Consider the following 17,337-nt stretch of genomic DNA (forward strand, 5'->3'; position numbering starts at 1 on the left):
CTGAACTATTACTTGAACATGTAATACTACGCCATTGTTGCTATGAAGAACGAAAAGGAAGAATCAACTATTACAAACATTTAAACCATATTTGTCGCTTAGCTTGACGCCAATGCGCCTTCGCGGGTATGACTAATACAGGTTCACAGTACTATGTGAGAGATAAAATGCTTATATTCATCAAAACACGCAAAAGATATCTCAGAGTTCCTCTTTTATTTATCTTGTTTTATCTTTATGTCACCCCCTGCGGGGGGCAGCAGATTACCGAAAATATAATTGATACAACATCTACATGGATCAATCAGTGCCGCACCCAAAAGGACATTGAGACACTCATAATAGACCAGAAGTTAAACAGTGTTGCTGCGTCGCATAGTATGAAAATGGTTGAACTTGATATGCTCTCTGACAGTAGTAAGGAATTGGGGACGCCATTTGAAAGGATCAAATCAGCAGGTCTTACAGATATAAACAACCTTGTTGTTGTATCAAAAGCAAAAAATATTGACCTCCTGCAAAATCAACTGGAATCCCCTGAAAACCTTTTAAAAATACTATCCCCTGAAATGACCCATATGGGTATCGGTGTAAAGCAGGATTCAGCGGGTGAATTCTGGCTGACCATTCATATGTCTGAACGGGCTATAACCTTTGCTGAATTTATCCTCAGTCAATCCTACACAGAAGATGCGCAGCGTTCCATTACAATTAAAGGTAATAGCTTATCCAAAAGGATAAAGGTTATACTCGCCTCTACTGAAACCTTATATCCAAAGGTTGATGTTGATCAGATTATATTGCCACAACCCAATGGTGATTTTGAGATTACCTTGAATTTTGGTGAAGCAACCGGGAGTTTTGATTTTGAATTCTATGTGGAAAAGGATGGGGGCTATAAACTAATGAATTTTTTTAACATCAGTATCTGATAATTACAGTCGATGGGTAGAGAATAATAAGTGGTTAAACGGGCATTCGTATTTTTTATTATTTATTTAAGTCTGTTCATTCCAGGCACGGCATGGGGAACACTCCACTATTATTCAGGGAGTATGGAGAGCCGCTTTGAGATGAAGCATACCTATACTATTATAGTCCCAACAGGTCTCTCCTCTCTTACTTTAATCACCACGCCGCCTGATAACTATGTCTTACCTAACAATACACAGAGTATCACAGAAAGGAATTACACATTTTCTGTAACACCTTCTGTGGAAGATTCTACAGATACCTATGGAAATGATTTTAAAAGGTTTAAATGGACAAATCCAAAGCAGGGCACTATTACTGTTACTGATAGTTATATGGTTACAACAAGCTCTGACTGGAACAGATTTGTGACAAGTGATAGATTCCCGTTTGACAGTTCAGGTCTGCCTGACTTGATCACAGCATACATGAAGCCTTCAGGCGAGGTACAGTCAGATCATCCCATTTTTATAAACCTGGTAAATTCCCTCACAGCCGGTCTTACTACCCAGTGGGAGGTATTGAAGACCCTGAACGGGTGGATTATGGATAATATCTACTATGGCTCAAACCCATATGGGCACGACGCCCTCTCCACCTTTGCGTTAAAATATGGCAACTGCGCCAACTATGCACATATAGCCCTGGCTATGATAAGGGCAGCAGGGATCCCGGCCAGGATTACACATGGATACTCACTGCATAAATCCTATTCTCTCCCCACAGGGAGTGCCCCGGTAGATGCAGACTGGGGAGAGGGTACCCATGCATGGATAGAGGTCTATTATCCCTCTCTCGGGTGGGTGCCATATGATCCGCAGCGCGATCTTCATCATGTAGATACCCACAGGGTACTATGGGGCAGAGGGTCAGATGCAAAAGGTATCGTCGGAGGAACATACTGGACCTTCAGCTCTGTTCCTTCAGGGTACCCTAATACCTATCATTCCCTGAATGTTAACTGGATAGAAGATTCTATTGCACTCTCTTACATAAAATCCACTAATGAAATCAATTCAAAATCCTTTAGCTCGAAGGTAACATATATTGATTATGATGCAGACAGTGATGAAGACAAAATTTTAGACTGGTGGGAGCAGCAGATTATTGATTATAGTCAAACTGATGAGATAACCAGTTTTGCGGATGTCCTGCCCGAAGATGACTTTGATGGGGACAACTTTTCCAATATGAAGGAATATCAAAAAGAGACAGACCCGACCGATCCAGATTCACATCCGCCAAGGACCATGCCATGGCTTATGTTACTGCTGGATGATTAGATACCGGTTGTTGTAAGGGTTATTTCGATTTCCATCTCTTGTAAAAATATTCCTCTACGGTTTTGGCTCGGTAGGGTTTTCCCAGAAATGTGTTTCGGCATCCCATATATGCTCCGCACTCAAACGGCTTTGCTTCATGCACCGAACACATGTCTCTATCATCTATGAATATGCAGCGCCCCTTTTCCTCCGCATAATAGTCGGGCGCAACAGTGCCAGGGTTGGCAATGTATCTCTGGCCTTTTTTCTTGGCAGGCGCAAGCGCATAGGCTGTATGGCCATTGCTTGTTACAGGCACCCTGACAAGGTAGTTTTCCTTAAGATCATCAATAGAAATTCCTAAAAATTGTGAAAGCTTAAGTATGTCATCAGGTACTAATCGACCCGGATCATTAAGGCATGCGCTTACACATTCCTTACAACTGCAATTTTCCAATTTTTATTTTCCTAAAAGCCCCATCGCCTTTTCAACAATATTTTCTGCGGTGAACCCGAATCTTTTCATTACAGTCCCGCCAGGTGCTGAGGCGCCAAAGGTATCTATACCTATTATTACACCCTTTTCACCAGCGTACCTCTCCCATCCCATTGACAGCCCTGCCTCAACTACAACACGGTTTTTAACATCAGGAGGGAGTACCTTGTCCCTGTATTCCCTTGGATTTTCATTAAAGAGCTCAATACTCGGCATGCTTACTACCCTGGCCTTAATACCCTTTTCAAGAAGCTTATCCTTTGCGGCAAGTGAGATATTAACCTCAGAACCTGTTGCGATAATTATAACATCGGGTGTTCCATCTGTATCGGCAAGAATGTATGCACCTTTTGCAAGCCCCTCTGCATGGCCATATTTCTTTCTGTCAATCACCGGGAGATTCTGCCTGCTCAGGATAAGGGCTACAGGCCTATCTGTAGTTTTTATGGCGAACCTCCACGCCTCTTTTGTCTCAGTCGCATCGGAAGGCCGAATAACAATAAGCCCTGGGATAGACCTTAAACTAAAGATCTGCTCAACAGGCTGATGGGTTGGGCCATCTTCACCCACAGCAATACTGTCATGGGTAAAGATATATTTGACAGGCTGTTTCATGAGGGCAGCAAGCCTTATGGATGGCCTCATATAATCTGCAAATACTAAAAATGTCCCGCCAAAAGGTATGAGCCCCTTATGAAGGGCTATGCCGGAGAGGATTGCTCCCATTGCATGTTCCCTTACCCCGAACCTGATATTGCGGCCGGTATAATCCCCTTTCTGCATATCATGTGATGATGTGATCATGGTATTGTTTGACGGCGCAAGGTCTGCTGAACCGCCTACAAGGTTTGGTATCTTCGGGGCAATGGCATTCAGTACCTTTCCAGAGGCGGCCCTGGTCGCAATGCTTACGGTTGGGTCAGGAAAATCGGGCATGGCACTTTCCCATTCAGCACCTAGTTTGTTATTCATAGCATTCATTAAGGTCTCTGCAAGACCAGTGTGCGCCTTTTTATAGGAGCTAAACAGGTTGTTCCATGCTGCTTCCGCCTTTTTACCATTCTCCATACATTTTTTAAAATGGGCGGTTACCTCGCCAGGCACATAAAAGCTCTCTGTCTCAGGCCAGCCAAGGTTTTTTTTCGTAAGCCTTATCTCTTCTTCACCCAGTGGGGAGCCATGTGCATCAGAGGTGTCCTGCTTGTTGGGGCTGCCATAGGCGATGTGTGTCTTTACAATAATGATAGATGGCCTCTCTTTTTCATCCCTGGCATTTTCTAGTGCATCATTAATGGCATCAAGATCATTACCATCAACAACCCTCTGCACATGCCAGTTATATGCCTCAAACCTTTTAGCAACATCCTCTGTAAAGGTGAGGTCTGTTTTGCCTTCAATAGTGATGCCATTATCATCATATATGCAGATCAGCCTTGACAGACCCATGTGACCTGCAAAGGAGGCTGCCTCAGAGGTTATCCCCTCCATAAGGTCTCCATCCCCGCACATCACATAGGTGAAGTGGTCAACAATATCAAAACCCGGCTGGTTATATATTGATGCAAGGTGTCTTTCGGCAAGGGCCATGCCCACGGCATTTGTAAAACCCTGTCCGAGCGGGCCTGTGGTCGTCTCAACACCAACAGTGTGACCGAATTCCGGGTGCCCCGGTGTTTTGCTTCCGAGCTGCCTGAAGTTTTTAAGCTCTTCTATGGTAAGGCCGTAACCTGTAAGATGCAGAAGGCTATAGAGTAGCATGGATGCGTGGCCCCCTGACAGCACAAACCTGTCCCTGTTAAACCATGTTGGGTTTTCAGGGTTATGCCTCATGATTTCGCTCCACAGGAGATAAGCAGGGCTGGCTAGCCCCATGGGCGCTCCGGGGTGGCCTGAATTTGCCTTCTGTACCGCATCCATTGCAAGGGTCCTTATGGTGTTTACACATGTGTTATGAATTTTATCGTTTTTAAAGAATTGCCCCTTTGACATTGCTCTTATCTCCTGTCCTTTTATTAGTAAAATCAGTCGGTTTCTGATAGCTGCCTTTAAAGAAGGAGGCGACTATCAACCTGTAGCTTTATTATTAAGTATGCTGGTCTTGGATTTAATCTGAATATGTCGCCCTGTCAAGACAGTTTCTCCGGTAAAAAATCATTTGAAAAATAAAAAAAATAAAAGAAAGGTTGATTAACAGGATTTTTTAAACTATGGTTTTTCCCCATCATATATAAAAGACATCAAATCGTCTTAAAAAAATAGAAAACTTTTTGTTCAGAGGAGAGGCTATGAGTGCAAATGAAATACTCGATATGCTTATGGGCATTGTTCAAACAAGCGGGGTGGCCAATTTTCAGTTCAACCTGATTATCATGTGGATAATAGGCCTTCTTTTTATGTATCTGGCTATTGCCAAAAATTTTGAGCCGCTATTACTGCTGCCAATCGGGTTCGGTATCTTTATTGTGAATTTCCCACTGGTGCCTTTGATGGGTTTTACAGAAGAGGGGCATGCCCAGTTGCTGCAATTTTTCTATCGTTACGGTCTTGAGTGGGAGATCATACCCTGCGTAATATTCCTTGGTCTTGGCGCCATGACCGATTTTGGCCCGCTAATAGCCAATCCCAAGACCCTTATCATAGGGGCTGGCGCTCAACTCGGGGTGTTTGTCACATTTACCGGAACAATACTGGCAGGCTTTACACTTAAAGAGGCCGCATCAGTCGGTATTATTGGTGGTGCAGATGGCCCTACAACAATATACCTTACGCAGCATCTTGCGCCCCAGCTTCTGGGTGCAAACGCCCTTGCGGCATATTCATATATGGCTATGGTGCCCCTTATCCAGCCCCCTATCATGAGGCTTTTTACAAGCCAGAAGGAAAGGCTGATCAAGATGAAACAGATGAGGGCGGTTTCAAGACAGGAAAAGATTATTTTTCCCCTTGTTACAGTAGCAATTATTGCACTTCTGGTTCCATCGGTTGTCCCCCTGATGGGTATGTTTATGCTGGGTAACCTGATGAAGGAGAGCGGTGTGGTGGCAAGGCTTACTGATACGGCCCAGAATGCGCTCATGAATATTGTGACTATTTTTCTTGGTATTTCAGTTGGTGCAACTATGCATGCGGATGCCTTTTTGAACCCTAAACCGCTGTTTATCTTTGCCCTGGGGCTCGTAGATTTTGCCGTATGTACTGTGGGGGGCATTTTAACAGTTAAGATAATGAACCTTTTCCTGAAGGAAAAGATTAACCCGCTTATCGGTTCCGCGGGTGTCTCTGCTGTGCCCATGTCAGCGCGCGTATCAGAGCTTGAAGGCATTAAATATGACAAGAAAAACCACCTGCTCATGCATGCAATGAGCCCGAACCTGGCAGGTGTTATAGGTTCATCAGCAGCAGCAGGCATGTTTATAGCCATGTTTAATTAAATTAAATATATTCTTATAAAGGTATAAAAAATGAAAAGAACAATATTTACACTGCTTATGCTTATTTTTCTTCCCGGGTTTTTATATGGCGGGGCGGATATGCCTAAGGTGCCCTTAACCGATGATTCGCAGATCATCTCGGAAAATGAGGAAAAGCTTGAATTTACAACAGGGCTGTCACATGATGATGCCTTGGCCTTTTATAAAGAAACATTCAAGGGTCTTAAGGATATCAATTTCCGTGACTGGAAAAGTGCCACATATATAGAGGATGACAGCAACAGGCCCTGGCATTCTGTGCTCATCTCCAAAAAAATGGAAGATCAGAAGACCAGGATAGTTATTTCTCAGGACAACTGGAGCTGGATAACAGGTACACTTATCCTCAGGTTTATTGGTGTTTTTATGGTCCTGCTTATTTTGTATGTGGGCCTGAAAATATCGGGGCTGGTAATAAGCCGGGTTGTAAACAGGAACGCTGCAAAGGCAGCCGCAAAGTAGAAATAATAAAAAAGATCAATCTGCCCCATAAGGGCGGATTGATCTTTTCAAGAAAAGTAATCTGATTATCTGCGAGAATTATCTCTGTTATTCTACAGTAACCAGAACAGCATCTGCCTCAACCGTATCACCGTTCTTGCATTTTACCTCTTTTACGGTACCGGTGTAGGGTGTAACTACCGGTAATTCCATCTTCATTGCCTCAAGGATCAATACCTCGTCATCTTCGGTAACCTTATCTCCAGGTTTTACCTTTACATCCAATACCTTGCCGCCCATGGGTGCGATTATTTCACTCACAATAGACCCTCCATTAACTTTTGTTTATAAAATATAAAATTTAAAGGATATAAACCTTTTTAATCTGCATTTGTCAAGGCTAAATTTTTAGATAAATTCAGGTGAATGGCACACTATTTGAATATAAACTTGAGAGTGCTTGACTTAATATATGTAATTAAGTAATATCAGGCAATTTTATATTAACCTGTATAATTTTTTGTAAATAAGAATCATATTTTCTCTAATTATTATGACTGCTAACAGGAGATTCTTCTATGCCCCAAATGTACATATGGGTTGCCGAGACTAAAAGAGGCAGAAAACTTAAGGGTGAGCTGGAGGCCGCATCTGAACAGATTGCAATGTCCCAGTTAAGGAAAAGAAACCTTAAGGTCTTGAAGCTTAAACCAAAACCCAAGGATATCTTTGAAAATGTCGCCTTTATGCAGCCAAAGGTAACAAACAAGGATTTAGTCATCTTTACCAGGCAGTTTTCCACAATGATCGATGCGGGGCTTCCCCTTGTTCAGGGGCTTAATATCCTGGCTGAACAGGCTGACAACCCCAAGTTCAGGTCTATCCTGAAACAGATTACAAAGGATGTTGAAGGGGGTTCAACACTTGCGGAGGCGATGAAGAAGCACCCCAAGGTATTTAATGAGCTGTTTGTGAACCTTATTGCGGCAGGCGAGGTTGGCGGTATACTTGATACCATACTACAGCGTCTCGCGACATTCATTGAAAAGGCAGCCGAACTTAAATCAAAGATCAAAGGCGCCCTTACATACCCGATTGTTGTTGTATGTATCGCCTTTATTGTTATTGCTGTTATCCTTATATTTGTTATCCCTGTTTTCCAGGATATGTTCGCGAGCTTTGGTTCTGCCCTGCCTGCACCCACTCAGATCGTCGTAAATATGAGTGATTTCATGAAGGGCAATATTCACTGGGTAATTCTGGGGATTGCTGCTCTTGCATTTGCCTTTAAACAATACAGGAACACAAAGGGAGGCAGGAAGACCACTGATAACATAGCCCTGAAACTGCCTATCTTTGGGGATCTCTTAAAGAAGACCGCAGTTGCACGGTTTACAAGGACACTCGGCACCATGCTCTCGAGCGGTGTGCCTATCCTTGATTCCCTTGAAATAGTCGCAAAAACAGCAGGTAATGTTGTTATTGAAGAGATTATCTATGAGGTTAGGGGGAGCATAGCTGAAGGCCAGACCATTGCTGAGCCGCTCTCTGAAAATGATATCTTCCCCGGAATGGTTATTCAGATGATATCTGTCGGTGAGGCGACAGGCGCACTTGATACAATGCTTGAAAAGATAGCCGATTTTTATGACAAAGAGGTTGATGCCGCTGTTGATGCCTTAACCGCTATGCTGGAACCGCTCCTCATGCTGTTTTTAGGCGGGGCTATCGGTGGACTCGTAGTTGCAATGTACCTGCCTATCTTCTCAATGGCAGGAGCTGTTGGCTAGATTTTTCTTATGGTCGATACAGACCCTGATACCGGTCAGACTGAACTGAAAGGGAGGCTTCAGAAGCTTATGCTTCTGAGACTCCTTTTTGTATCTGTTTTGCTTGGTGTATCCATATTTCTGCAGGTAAGGAAGACAGAGACCTATTTCGGTGATATCCAGACATTCCATTATCTTCTTATTGCGACAATATATTTCCTGACGTTTGTTTATATAATTTTTTTAAAGGCACTTAAGAATCTTGTCAGGCAGGCATATCTGCAGCTTATTTTTGATTCCTTTTTTATTACCGCTATCGTCTATGCAACCGGCGGCATCGGGAGTATCTTTTCATTCCTTTATATACTAAACATAATCAATGCGAGTATTATTCTATACCGCAAGGGGGGCATGGTAATCGCAAGCAGTTGCAGTATATTATACGGGCTGCTCCTTGATCTACATTATTATGGTGTTATTGACCCTCCTGGCCCGGGCTATGATTATCCTTTTGAGTATCAGCCATCAAATATCTTTTTTATTATAGTGGTAAATATTGCCGCCTTTTATATAGTAGCCTTTTTAAGCAGCTTCCCCTCCGAGCAGGCGAAAAAGAGCAGGGCAGAGCTTAGAGAAAAGGAACAAGACATCTCCAAACTTGAGGCGCTTAATGAATGGATCTTGAGCAGCATTGCATCGGGGCTCATAGTAACAGATGAGCAGAAGAGAGTAATACGCCTTAATCCCGCAGCAGAAAAGATATTCAGCCTTGCAGGCAAGGATATCAGGGGTAAAATGATATCGGATATCCTTAAGTTATCAAATGGATTCCTTGATGCTACTGCTCTTGAAGATAAATCTGCTTCAGACGCTCCTTATAGTTACAGTGATTTTAATTATAAGAATAAGTTGGGGGAGACACTTTCACTCAGGCTCTCCAAGTCTCCTTTGATCATACCTGATACAGACCAGAAGGGGAACATCCTCCTTTTCCAGGATGTAACAGAGATGAAACGGATAGAAAAGGAGATAAAAAGGATCGAAGGGCTGGCCCTTGTTGGTGAGCTTGCAGCAGGGATTGCCCATGAAATCCGGAATCCAATGGCCTCCATAAGCGGCTCAATACAGATGCTTAAAGAAGAGATGGATACCAATGCGGTAAATAAAAGGCTTATGGGGATCATTTTAAGAGAGATAGACAGGCTGAATCACCTTATTAATGATTTTTTAAAATTTGCTAGGCCAAAACCCTTTGAGATGCGGAGATTTCATCTGAATGAATTGATAACCGAATCCCTTGAGCTTATTAAAAACAGCGGCAGGTGGAAGAAAAATATAATGTTAAAGACTGATTTAAACAGTAATGACCTGATGTTTTCAGATCCTGAACAAATAAGACAGGTGATCTGGAATGTCCTTCTTAATGCAGCAGATGCTTTACCTGAAAGGGGTTTTATGCATATAACCACAGGCAGGGTTAAGGGTGAAGGCCCCGATGGTATTATGCAGGATATGGTAGAGATAGTGTTCAGGGATTCAGGCAAAGGTTTCAGTGAAAAGGCCATGGTACACATGTTCTCTCCATTTTTTACTACAAAGGAGGGAGGTTCAGGGCTTGGGCTCGCAATGGTGAAGCAGATAGTAGAGGGGCTTAAAGGTTCAATAAGCGGAAGAAATCATCCTGAAGGAGGGGCTGAGATAATTGTCCGCCTTAAGGTGCAATAATTTATAGTTTTACAGGGAATGTTTAATATGGATTTTTTGAATAAAGATTATTTACTGAAGGTATCAAAACCCAGCAGGTATATCGGGCATGAGGTAAATGCGGTAATAAAGGATCATAAAGCAGTTGATGTTACTGTTGCGCTCGCCTTTCCTGATGTGTACGAAGTGGGGATGTCACATCTGGGATTAAAGATTCTGTATGGAATTTTAAACAGCCATGAATGGATTGCTGCTGAAAGGGTATTCTCACCATGGCCTGATATGGAAGATGAATTGAGGAAAAAGAGTATCCCCCTCTCCACACTGGAGTCTGACACACCTCTAAATTCATTTGATGTTGTCGGGATAAGCCTGCAGCATGAGCTTTGCTACACCAATATCCTTACAATGTTGAATCTTGCGGGCATACCATTTTTATCGTCTGAAAGGGATGACTCTTATCCATTGATTGTAGGAGGCGGGCCAGCCTGTTTTAATCCTGAGCCTGTGGCGGATATCTTTGATGCAATATTGATAGGAGACGGCGAGGAGGCTGTTATAGAGCTGTGCAGGGTTATCAGGGATGCAAAAAAGAGGAAAAAGGGAAAACGATATATCCTTGATGAAATGAGCAGGATAAAGGGCTTTTATATCCCCTCTTTCTTTAAACCCCATTATGACACAGATAACAGGTTCGCCAGCATGGAACCCCTTGTTAAGGGCTATGAGAGGGTTGAAAAGGTAATAATAGCGGACATGAACAGGGCATTTTTTCCTGTGGATCAGGTTGTGCCATGCGCCCAGCTTATACATGACCGGCTGGCTATTGAGATATCAAGGGGGTGCACAAGGGGATGCCGTTTCTGCCAGGCAGGCATTATTTACAGGCCTGTAAGGGAGCGGACCCCGGGTGATATCATTGACCTGGCTGACAGGGCCCTTAACTCCACAGGTTTTAGTGAGATATCCTTACTCTCATTGAGTGCCGGGGATTACAGCTTTATTGCCTCCCTGTTAAAGGAGCTTATGGACCGACAGGCAGAAAAAAAGGTGGCTGTAAGCCTACCCTCACTCAGGATAGACAGTATTGACCCTGCCTGGTTTGATGAGATAAAAAGGGTGAGAAAAACAGGTTTTACCCTGGCGCCTGAGGCAGGCACTGACAGGCTGAGGCGTATAATAAACAAGACGCTTACTAATGATGAGATAATAAAGACGGCCAGAGATGTGTACAGTGCAGGCTGGAAGCTGATAAAGTTATACTTCATGATCGGGCTCCCTGGTGAAACAGAGGATGATCTGTATGGTATTATTGATCTTGCCAGAAAGGTTGCCGCCTGTGCCAGGAGCAAGGGAAAGAAAGAGGTCTTGAATATCAGCGTTGCAGCATTTGTCCCGAAATCACATACCCCTTTTATGTGGGAGCCGCAGATAGGGTCTGAAGAGAGCATGAGGCGGATTAATGTGATACGTGATGCGTTTCAGGGACCTTTTATAAGGGTCAAGTGGAATCAGCCTGAGATAAGCTGGCTTGAAGGGATGTTTTCAAGGGGTGACCGCAGGCTTTTATATCCCCTGATCAGGGCATGGGAAAGGGGGGCAAGATTTGATGCATGGAGCGAATATTTAAATTTGGGCCTCTGGAAGGAGTGCTTCATGGAATCACAGATTGACCCGGCATATTATCTGCATCGCAGACGCGGTATGGATGAGAAGCTCCCCTGGGGACACATCTCGTCAGGTGTTTCATTAGAGTACCTTAAAGAGGAATATGAGAATTGCTTAAAGGAGATCACCACACCTGACTGCAGAAAGGGGTGCCTTGAATGTGGTGTATGTGATTTTAATGAGATCAGGCCGCGTATAAATTCTGAGTGGTCACTCACTGAAAAGAGGGGCGGTGGATCAATATCACCTGATGCTGCAAGGCAAAAATCAAGGCTCAGGGTAACCTTTACCAAGAGAGGCCCGGCAGGGTTTGCAAGCCATCTTGAACTGATCAAGCTTCTTACAAGGTCATTTAAAAGAACCGGGCTTGATATTGTGTTTTCAGAGGGGTTTCATCCCATGCCTAAACTTTCATTTGCCTGTGCATTACCGGTAGGGACCGAGAGCCTCTGTGAGACTTTAGATATGGAATTATATGGTCCTGTTAATCCTGAGCAGGTAAAAGAAGATCTGAACCACAACCTGCCCGAAGGAGTAAGGATATTGGATGTACGCGACATAACAGGCATATCAAAAGGCATGGCTATCAAGGAAAGTCATTATCACATGGGTGTTTCCGGTATTAAAATCGACCGGGAGTTACTTGAAGACTTCATAAACTCTGATAGTTTTGAGATCATCAAAAGGTCAGATAAGGGTGTTAAAAAGATAGATGCGAGAAAGATGGTTAAAAGTATCGGGTTTATTTCTGACAGTATGTTAGAGCTTATCGTTACACATACAGATGGACCGGAGCTTAAACCTTCCGGTATAATAGCAGAGATATTCAGGATAAACCCTGAAGAGATTTACAGGATAAAGGTCTTAAAGGTAAAACAGATAACAGGGTAAAGAGGCATGTCTGATATACCCTGTGCTCAATAAGACAAAGCAAATTAAAAGAAGGCGGGAAGGCATATGGCTAGTGAACTTATAATCAATTCCAGGCTTCATGAGACCAGGGTCGCCCTGGTAGAAAACAGTGATGTGGCCGAGCTTTACATAGAGAGAAAGACCGGTCAGGAACTCATAGGCAACATATACCGCGGCAGGGTGGTAAGGGTGCTGCCAGGCATGCAGGCCGCCTTTGTTGATATCGGCCAGGAGAGGACCGCATTTTTATATGTAACGGATGTGCACAGGGATATGCCTGATATTGACAATATCATGCTCAGCAGGTACCAGAACGGCTCTGATCCGGGAAAAGGTGAAGGCTTTGATGCGGAATATAAAAAGGAGCAGGAGAGACAGGTAAATATAGAGGATCTGCTTCGTGAGGGTCAGGATATTATGGTGCAGATCGCCAAAGAACCCCTTGGCACAAAGGGGGCAAGGCTTACATCATACATTTCACTTCCCGGAAGACACCTTGTCCTGCTGCCAACAGTAAACCATATCGGCATATCAAGGCGCATAGAAGACCAGGAAGAGAGGGAGAGGCTTAAAAATCTGGTGAGGGATATCAGGACTGATGAATCAGGTTTTATTGTGCGTACTGTAAGTGAAGGCACTGATGCAGGCAAACTGAAGTCAGAAATGGATTTTATGCTGAAGCTGTGGAAGGATATCAAAAACCGCATGGTAAATTCCACTACACCAGGTCTTTTATACATGGATCTCTCAGTCACGCTCAGGGCTGTCAGGGATCTTTTTACCAGAGAGGTGGATAGATTAATAATTGATGACAGTAATGAGTACGAAAAGATAATGGAGTTTATTGATAAATTTGCACCTGCATTAAAAAACTCCATAGAATTCTACAGCGGTGATGATCCTATCTTTGATGTCTACGGCATAGAAATGGAGATATCAAGGGCCCTGGATAATGTAATATGGCTCAAATCCGGAGGCTATATAATAATAGAGATGACAGAGGCGCTCACATCCATTGATGTGAATACCGGGAGTTATGTGGGGAAGCGAAACCTTGAGGAGACCATACTCAAGACAAATCTTGAGGCGGTTAAGGAGCTTGCATACCAGCTGAGGCTGCGCAATATTGGCGGCCTCATAGTTATCGATTTTATAGATATGGAAAAGATTGAAAACCGGCAGAGGGTATTCACCGCCCTTACAGAGGCATTAAGTAAAGACAAGGCAAAGACCAATGTTTTACCCATGAGTGAACTTGGCCTTATAGAGATGACAAGAAAAAGGACAAGGGAAAACCTGGGGCGCTTTCTGACTGAGCGTTGTCAATATTGTGAGGGGAGGGGAGTAATAAAATCTAAAAAGACCATCTCATATGAGATATTCAGGGACCTTGAGAGAGAGCCCCCGCCTGTATCGGAGACTGATGATAAGGTCTATGTGGAGGTCAATCCTGAAATAGAGAACGTGATCAAGGAAGATGAACAGCAGTCCATAATGCTTCTTGAGAAAAAGATAAAGAGAAGGATAATCATTTTATCCCGGAATGATTTTCATATGGAGCAATATACTATCAGCACTTAAAAAAATTGATTTAAGCTGTCAGCTATATTTTTATTAAACCACTAAACACACTAAAAACACGAAAGTAATAAAATCTTTTTTATTTTTGTGTATTTCGCCTATTTCGTGGTTACTGAAATTTTTCTCCTTTGATCTTTCCCTGTCCGGGCGTAGCTAGTCCCCACTAGATAAAAAATCACGAAATTCATATGCCCGGTATGAACAAGGCAGACCAGTTCGGAGTGTTGAAAAACTCAATGAATTACTGCATGATGTTTGTCTTGAAACTGATATAGTAGAATCAAGATAAAAGAATCAGCAGGCAGTCAGCAGCATATAGCCGATAGAAAACCTTCCACTTTCCGGTATAAAGCAGAGAAGAGTATCACCTTTCCGTATTTTATCTGAATGGAATAATTCTTCCAGAATGATATAGATTGATGCTGCGCCTGTGTTACCCTTGTATTCCAGATTCGTAAACCATCGTGATTCAGATATGCCAAAACCTATTTCATTCATCCGGTCAAAAAGAGGCTTGCGGAAATAATTGGATGAGTAGTGGGGCAGGAACCATGAAATTTTATCGGGGTCCAGGGAATATTTATTTACAACATGTTTCATGGCCCGGTTTACTGAAACAGTTACTATGTTCTCATTTAACAGCTTCACATCCTGCTTTATATTGAAGACGCCCATATTAACGGCTTCATGGAGTGATGAAAATTCCCGCCACCCTTTTGTGCTATTATCATTAGAGGAGCAGGCCCCTGCATACATGCATGTATTGAATTCATTGGCATAGGAAAGTATTTCTATCCATTCTATTTTCAGTGACAGGCCTTCTTTACGAGGACTGCCAGATAAAAATACCGCACCGGCACCATCTGATAACATCCACCTTAAAAAATCCTCTTCAAAGGACAGTACAGGCCTCCTGTTAATTTCATCTATTTTTTGAGGATCTATGGATTGCCCCATTTGTGATTTAATATAGGATGAGGCTGTTTCTGAACCTGTAGCAACTGCATTCTTGGAAAATCCCATGGCAACATTCATGCAGGCAATTTTAAATGCGGTTACTCCCGATAGACATATGCCCGAGGTGGTAACCACCTCACAGGGACCAATACCGAGCTCACCCTGTACCATTAAACCGTGTCCTGGCATTATCTGATCAGGGGTAGAGGTACCGCAGCATAAATGCTGGATTTCATTAAGTGAGAAACCGCTGTAAGGATTCAAACGGCGTACCGCCTCTGCGGTGAGTTGGGCATTTGTATGGCTTTGTTTTCCTGAATCAAGATTGATAGCATAGTATCGGGTTTTTATATTATTATTCCTTAATACAAGTTTTCGTGTCCTTGAGGGGATATTGTTTATCATTCCCAGAACAGCCTCCATTTCATTATTGGAAACCGGATTGTTCGGAAGGAATGCTGAGATATCGTTTATATATACATCCATATTCTGTTTCCCTATATTACTGGCGCCTTATGACCGGTTGAAATAAGTTCTGAAAACTTTTCGTAAAAGATATGCTCCTCGAGCCTTGTTGGAATTACCGCATTTGTCAATGTATAATAGTCAAGATCATCATTAACTATTTTACCTTTAAGCTTATTGTATAGAGGGGTTCCGGGGATCGGTGTAAGTATTGTAAACATGGGCAGATCAATTTGATTATCATTCACGAAACGGCTGAGCATATCAAATTCGCCTTCATTATAATCAGGGTCAACAATGAAATCACCAATTATTGATATCCCCAACCCCTTTAATATACTGATAGCCTCTATATTTTTTGATAAGTCGCTTTTTTTACCCATTGCTGAAAGGCGTGAGTCATTGATCTCTTCAAAGCCGACAATCACCGCCCGTAACCCTGCTTTTTCCCAGGCTTGAATCATCTCAGGATCCCTGACAATTGTATCAGCCCTTACATCTGCAAGGAACTTTTTTCTGATACCCTGTTCAATTAATTTTTGGCAAATAAGTTTTGAATGTTCCGGGTTGCCGAAGGTGTTGGCATCCACAAGCCTTATAAAGGGGATATCGCCCATTAATCCAATATCTCTCATTACACTGTCTACTGTATGGGTAATATATTTTCCACCGGTCTGGCCTTTTATGGAGCAAAAGGAGCATCCATGGGGACAGCCATAGGCAGTGACTACAAAACCCATCTGAATCCCAAGCTTGGGTAGATAGTAGCTATTACGGTAGTCCTTTACCAAATCATATCGGGGAGGCATCTCTTCCAGAAGATCGGCTTTACTATATTTGCGGAAGATATATTCCATGGGCCTGCCCGGTCGTGTTTTAATAACCCCGGGAATTTGTGTAGTGTCTCTCCTCATTTCAACATTTGATACGAGTTCGAGCAGACTGCCTTTTCCAAGGCCTAAGACTATATAATCAATATCAGGCAGGTTAAAAAATTCAGGGCAATTGCTGGCATGGATACCGCCTACAACGACCAGTGCGTTAACACTCCTCTTAATGGTCGTGGCAATACTTACCATTGTATTGGCCTCACATGTCATACCTGTTATACATAGTATATCAGGAGAGAAATCCTGGGCGATCTCTGCTAGATCATTTTTTTCGGTTTTAAGATCGACAATTTTTACATCATGATCGACCAGCGCTCCTGCAAGCACCTCAAGAGACAGCGGCTCTCCTCGGAGTATCTGCTTCAGTGAGTCGATGCCATATCTTTCTTCTGGAATACTCTTGCCGCAGTTTGGTGGATTTACAAGAAGTACTTTCATGTCAGAACTATCTATCCTGAGTTTCACTTCTGACAAAGTCAGCCAGGGTTTTTAATGATTTCAGTATGCGCCTGGCCAGCCTTTGATTATCAATCCGGACAGTATACTGAGACTGGATAGCAACAACAATTTCTACAGAATCAAGTGAATCCAGCATTAAAGGAGAATCTGGTCCAATCAAGGGATCATCAGGCTTTATCTCTTTTTCTGGAATGTCTTCTACATTACAAACCTCTATGATTAAATCCAGTATTTCCTTCTCTAAAGAACCTGCTTCCATATTTTTTGCCGGACAATCCTGATCTCAGATTA

General features: G+C 43.0%; 14 protein-coding genes. 8 read left to right on the top strand and 6 right to left on the bottom strand.

Translation table 11 applies throughout. From position 1 onward, the window contains the following. Positions 1 to 128: 128 nt before the first annotated feature. Together GX654_09260 and GX654_09265 are read left to right on the top strand one after the other, a co-directional pair. Positions 129 to 932 carry a CAP domain-containing protein gene (locus GX654_09260; GenBank protein ID NLD37045.1) on the top strand — a complete coding sequence of 268 codons (804 nt, stop codon included), beginning with the start codon at positions 129 to 131 and terminating at the stop codon, positions 930 to 932. A gap of 141 nt (positions 933 to 1,073) precedes the next feature. Next, positions 1,074 to 2,255 (top strand): transglutaminase family protein, encoded by a 1,182-nt coding sequence (locus GX654_09265; GenBank protein NLD37046.1) that lies wholly within the window; start codon positions 1,074 to 1,076, stop codon positions 2,253 to 2,255. 19 nt (positions 2,256 to 2,274) lie between these two features. Here the strand turns inward: GX654_09265 and GX654_09270 are convergent, their stop codons facing one another. Beyond that, a complete protein-coding gene (locus GX654_09270) occupies positions 2,275 to 2,691 on the bottom strand; it encodes a hypothetical protein (protein ID NLD37047.1) in 417 nt (138 codons plus the stop codon). A 3-nt stretch (positions 2,692 to 2,694) separates the two neighbouring features. Beyond that, positions 2,695 to 4,719 (bottom strand): transketolase, encoded by a 2,025-nt coding sequence (gene tkt, locus GX654_09275; GenBank protein ID NLD37048.1) that lies wholly within the window; start codon positions 4,717 to 4,719, stop codon positions 2,695 to 2,697. A 320-nt stretch (positions 4,720 to 5,039) separates the two neighbouring features. On the opposite strand from tkt, the gene GX654_09280 reads away from it, so the two are divergent. After that, positions 5,040 to 6,161, top strand: coding sequence for a sodium ion-translocating decarboxylase subunit beta (locus GX654_09280; protein ID NLD37049.1), 1,122 nt, complete (start codon positions 5,040 to 5,042; stop codon positions 6,159 to 6,161). 30 nt (positions 6,162 to 6,191) lie between these two features. After that, entirely contained in the window at positions 6,192 to 6,662 is a 471-nt protein-coding gene (locus GX654_09285) for a hypothetical protein (GenBank protein ID NLD37050.1), read from the top strand. A gap of 87 nt (positions 6,663 to 6,749) precedes the next feature. Here the strand turns inward: GX654_09285 and GX654_09290 are convergent, their stop codons facing one another. Next, complete coding sequence (locus tag GX654_09290) at positions 6,750 to 6,962, bottom strand: acetyl-CoA carboxylase biotin carboxyl carrier protein subunit (protein NLD37051.1); 213 nt, start codon at positions 6,960 to 6,962, stop codon at positions 6,750 to 6,752. A gap of 257 nt (positions 6,963 to 7,219) precedes the next feature. On the opposite strand from GX654_09290, the gene GX654_09295 reads away from it, so the two are divergent. The 4 genes from GX654_09295 to GX654_09310 all read left to right on the top strand — a co-directional run bounded on the left by GX654_09295 (position 7,220) and on the right by GX654_09310 (position 14,275). Further along, entirely contained in the window at positions 7,220 to 8,431 is a 1,212-nt protein-coding gene (locus GX654_09295; protein ID NLD37052.1) for a type II secretion system F family protein, read from the top strand. A gap of 9 nt (positions 8,432 to 8,440) precedes the next feature. Next, positions 8,441 to 10,135, top strand: coding sequence for a PAS domain S-box protein (locus tag GX654_09300; GenBank protein ID NLD37053.1), 1,695 nt, complete (start codon positions 8,441 to 8,443; stop codon positions 10,133 to 10,135). Positions 10,136 to 10,162: 27 nt separating this feature from the next. Further along, positions 10,163 to 12,673 (top strand): TIGR03960 family B12-binding radical SAM protein, encoded by a 2,511-nt coding sequence (locus GX654_09305; protein ID NLD37054.1) that lies wholly within the window; start codon positions 10,163 to 10,165, stop codon positions 12,671 to 12,673. A gap of 66 nt (positions 12,674 to 12,739) precedes the next feature. Continuing rightward, complete coding sequence (locus GX654_09310; GenBank protein ID NLD37055.1) at positions 12,740 to 14,275, top strand: Rne/Rng family ribonuclease; 1,536 nt, start codon at positions 12,740 to 12,742, stop codon at positions 14,273 to 14,275. Positions 14,276 to 14,569: 294 nt separating this feature from the next. On the opposite strand, the gene GX654_09315 is transcribed toward GX654_09310, so the two are convergent. The 3 genes from GX654_09315 to GX654_09325 are packed head-to-tail and all read right to left on the bottom strand — an operon-like array spanning position 14,570 to position 17,305. Continuing rightward, entirely contained in the window at positions 14,570 to 15,718 is a 1,149-nt protein-coding gene (locus GX654_09315) for a beta-ketoacyl-ACP synthase III (protein NLD37056.1), read from the bottom strand. Positions 15,719 to 15,729: 11 nt separating this feature from the next. Next, positions 15,730 to 17,025 (bottom strand): radical SAM protein, encoded by a 1,296-nt coding sequence (locus GX654_09320; GenBank protein ID NLD37057.1) that lies wholly within the window; start codon positions 17,023 to 17,025, stop codon positions 15,730 to 15,732. Positions 17,026 to 17,032: 7 nt separating this feature from the next. Beyond that, positions 17,033 to 17,305, bottom strand: coding sequence for an acyl carrier protein (locus GX654_09325; GenBank protein NLD37058.1), 273 nt, complete (start codon positions 17,303 to 17,305; stop codon positions 17,033 to 17,035). Positions 17,306 to 17,337 lie beyond the last annotated feature (32 nt).

Source organism: Desulfatiglans sp. (assembly GCA_012513605.1).
GTDB lineage: Bacteria > Desulfobacterota > DSM-4660 > Desulfatiglandales > HGW-15 > JAAZBV01.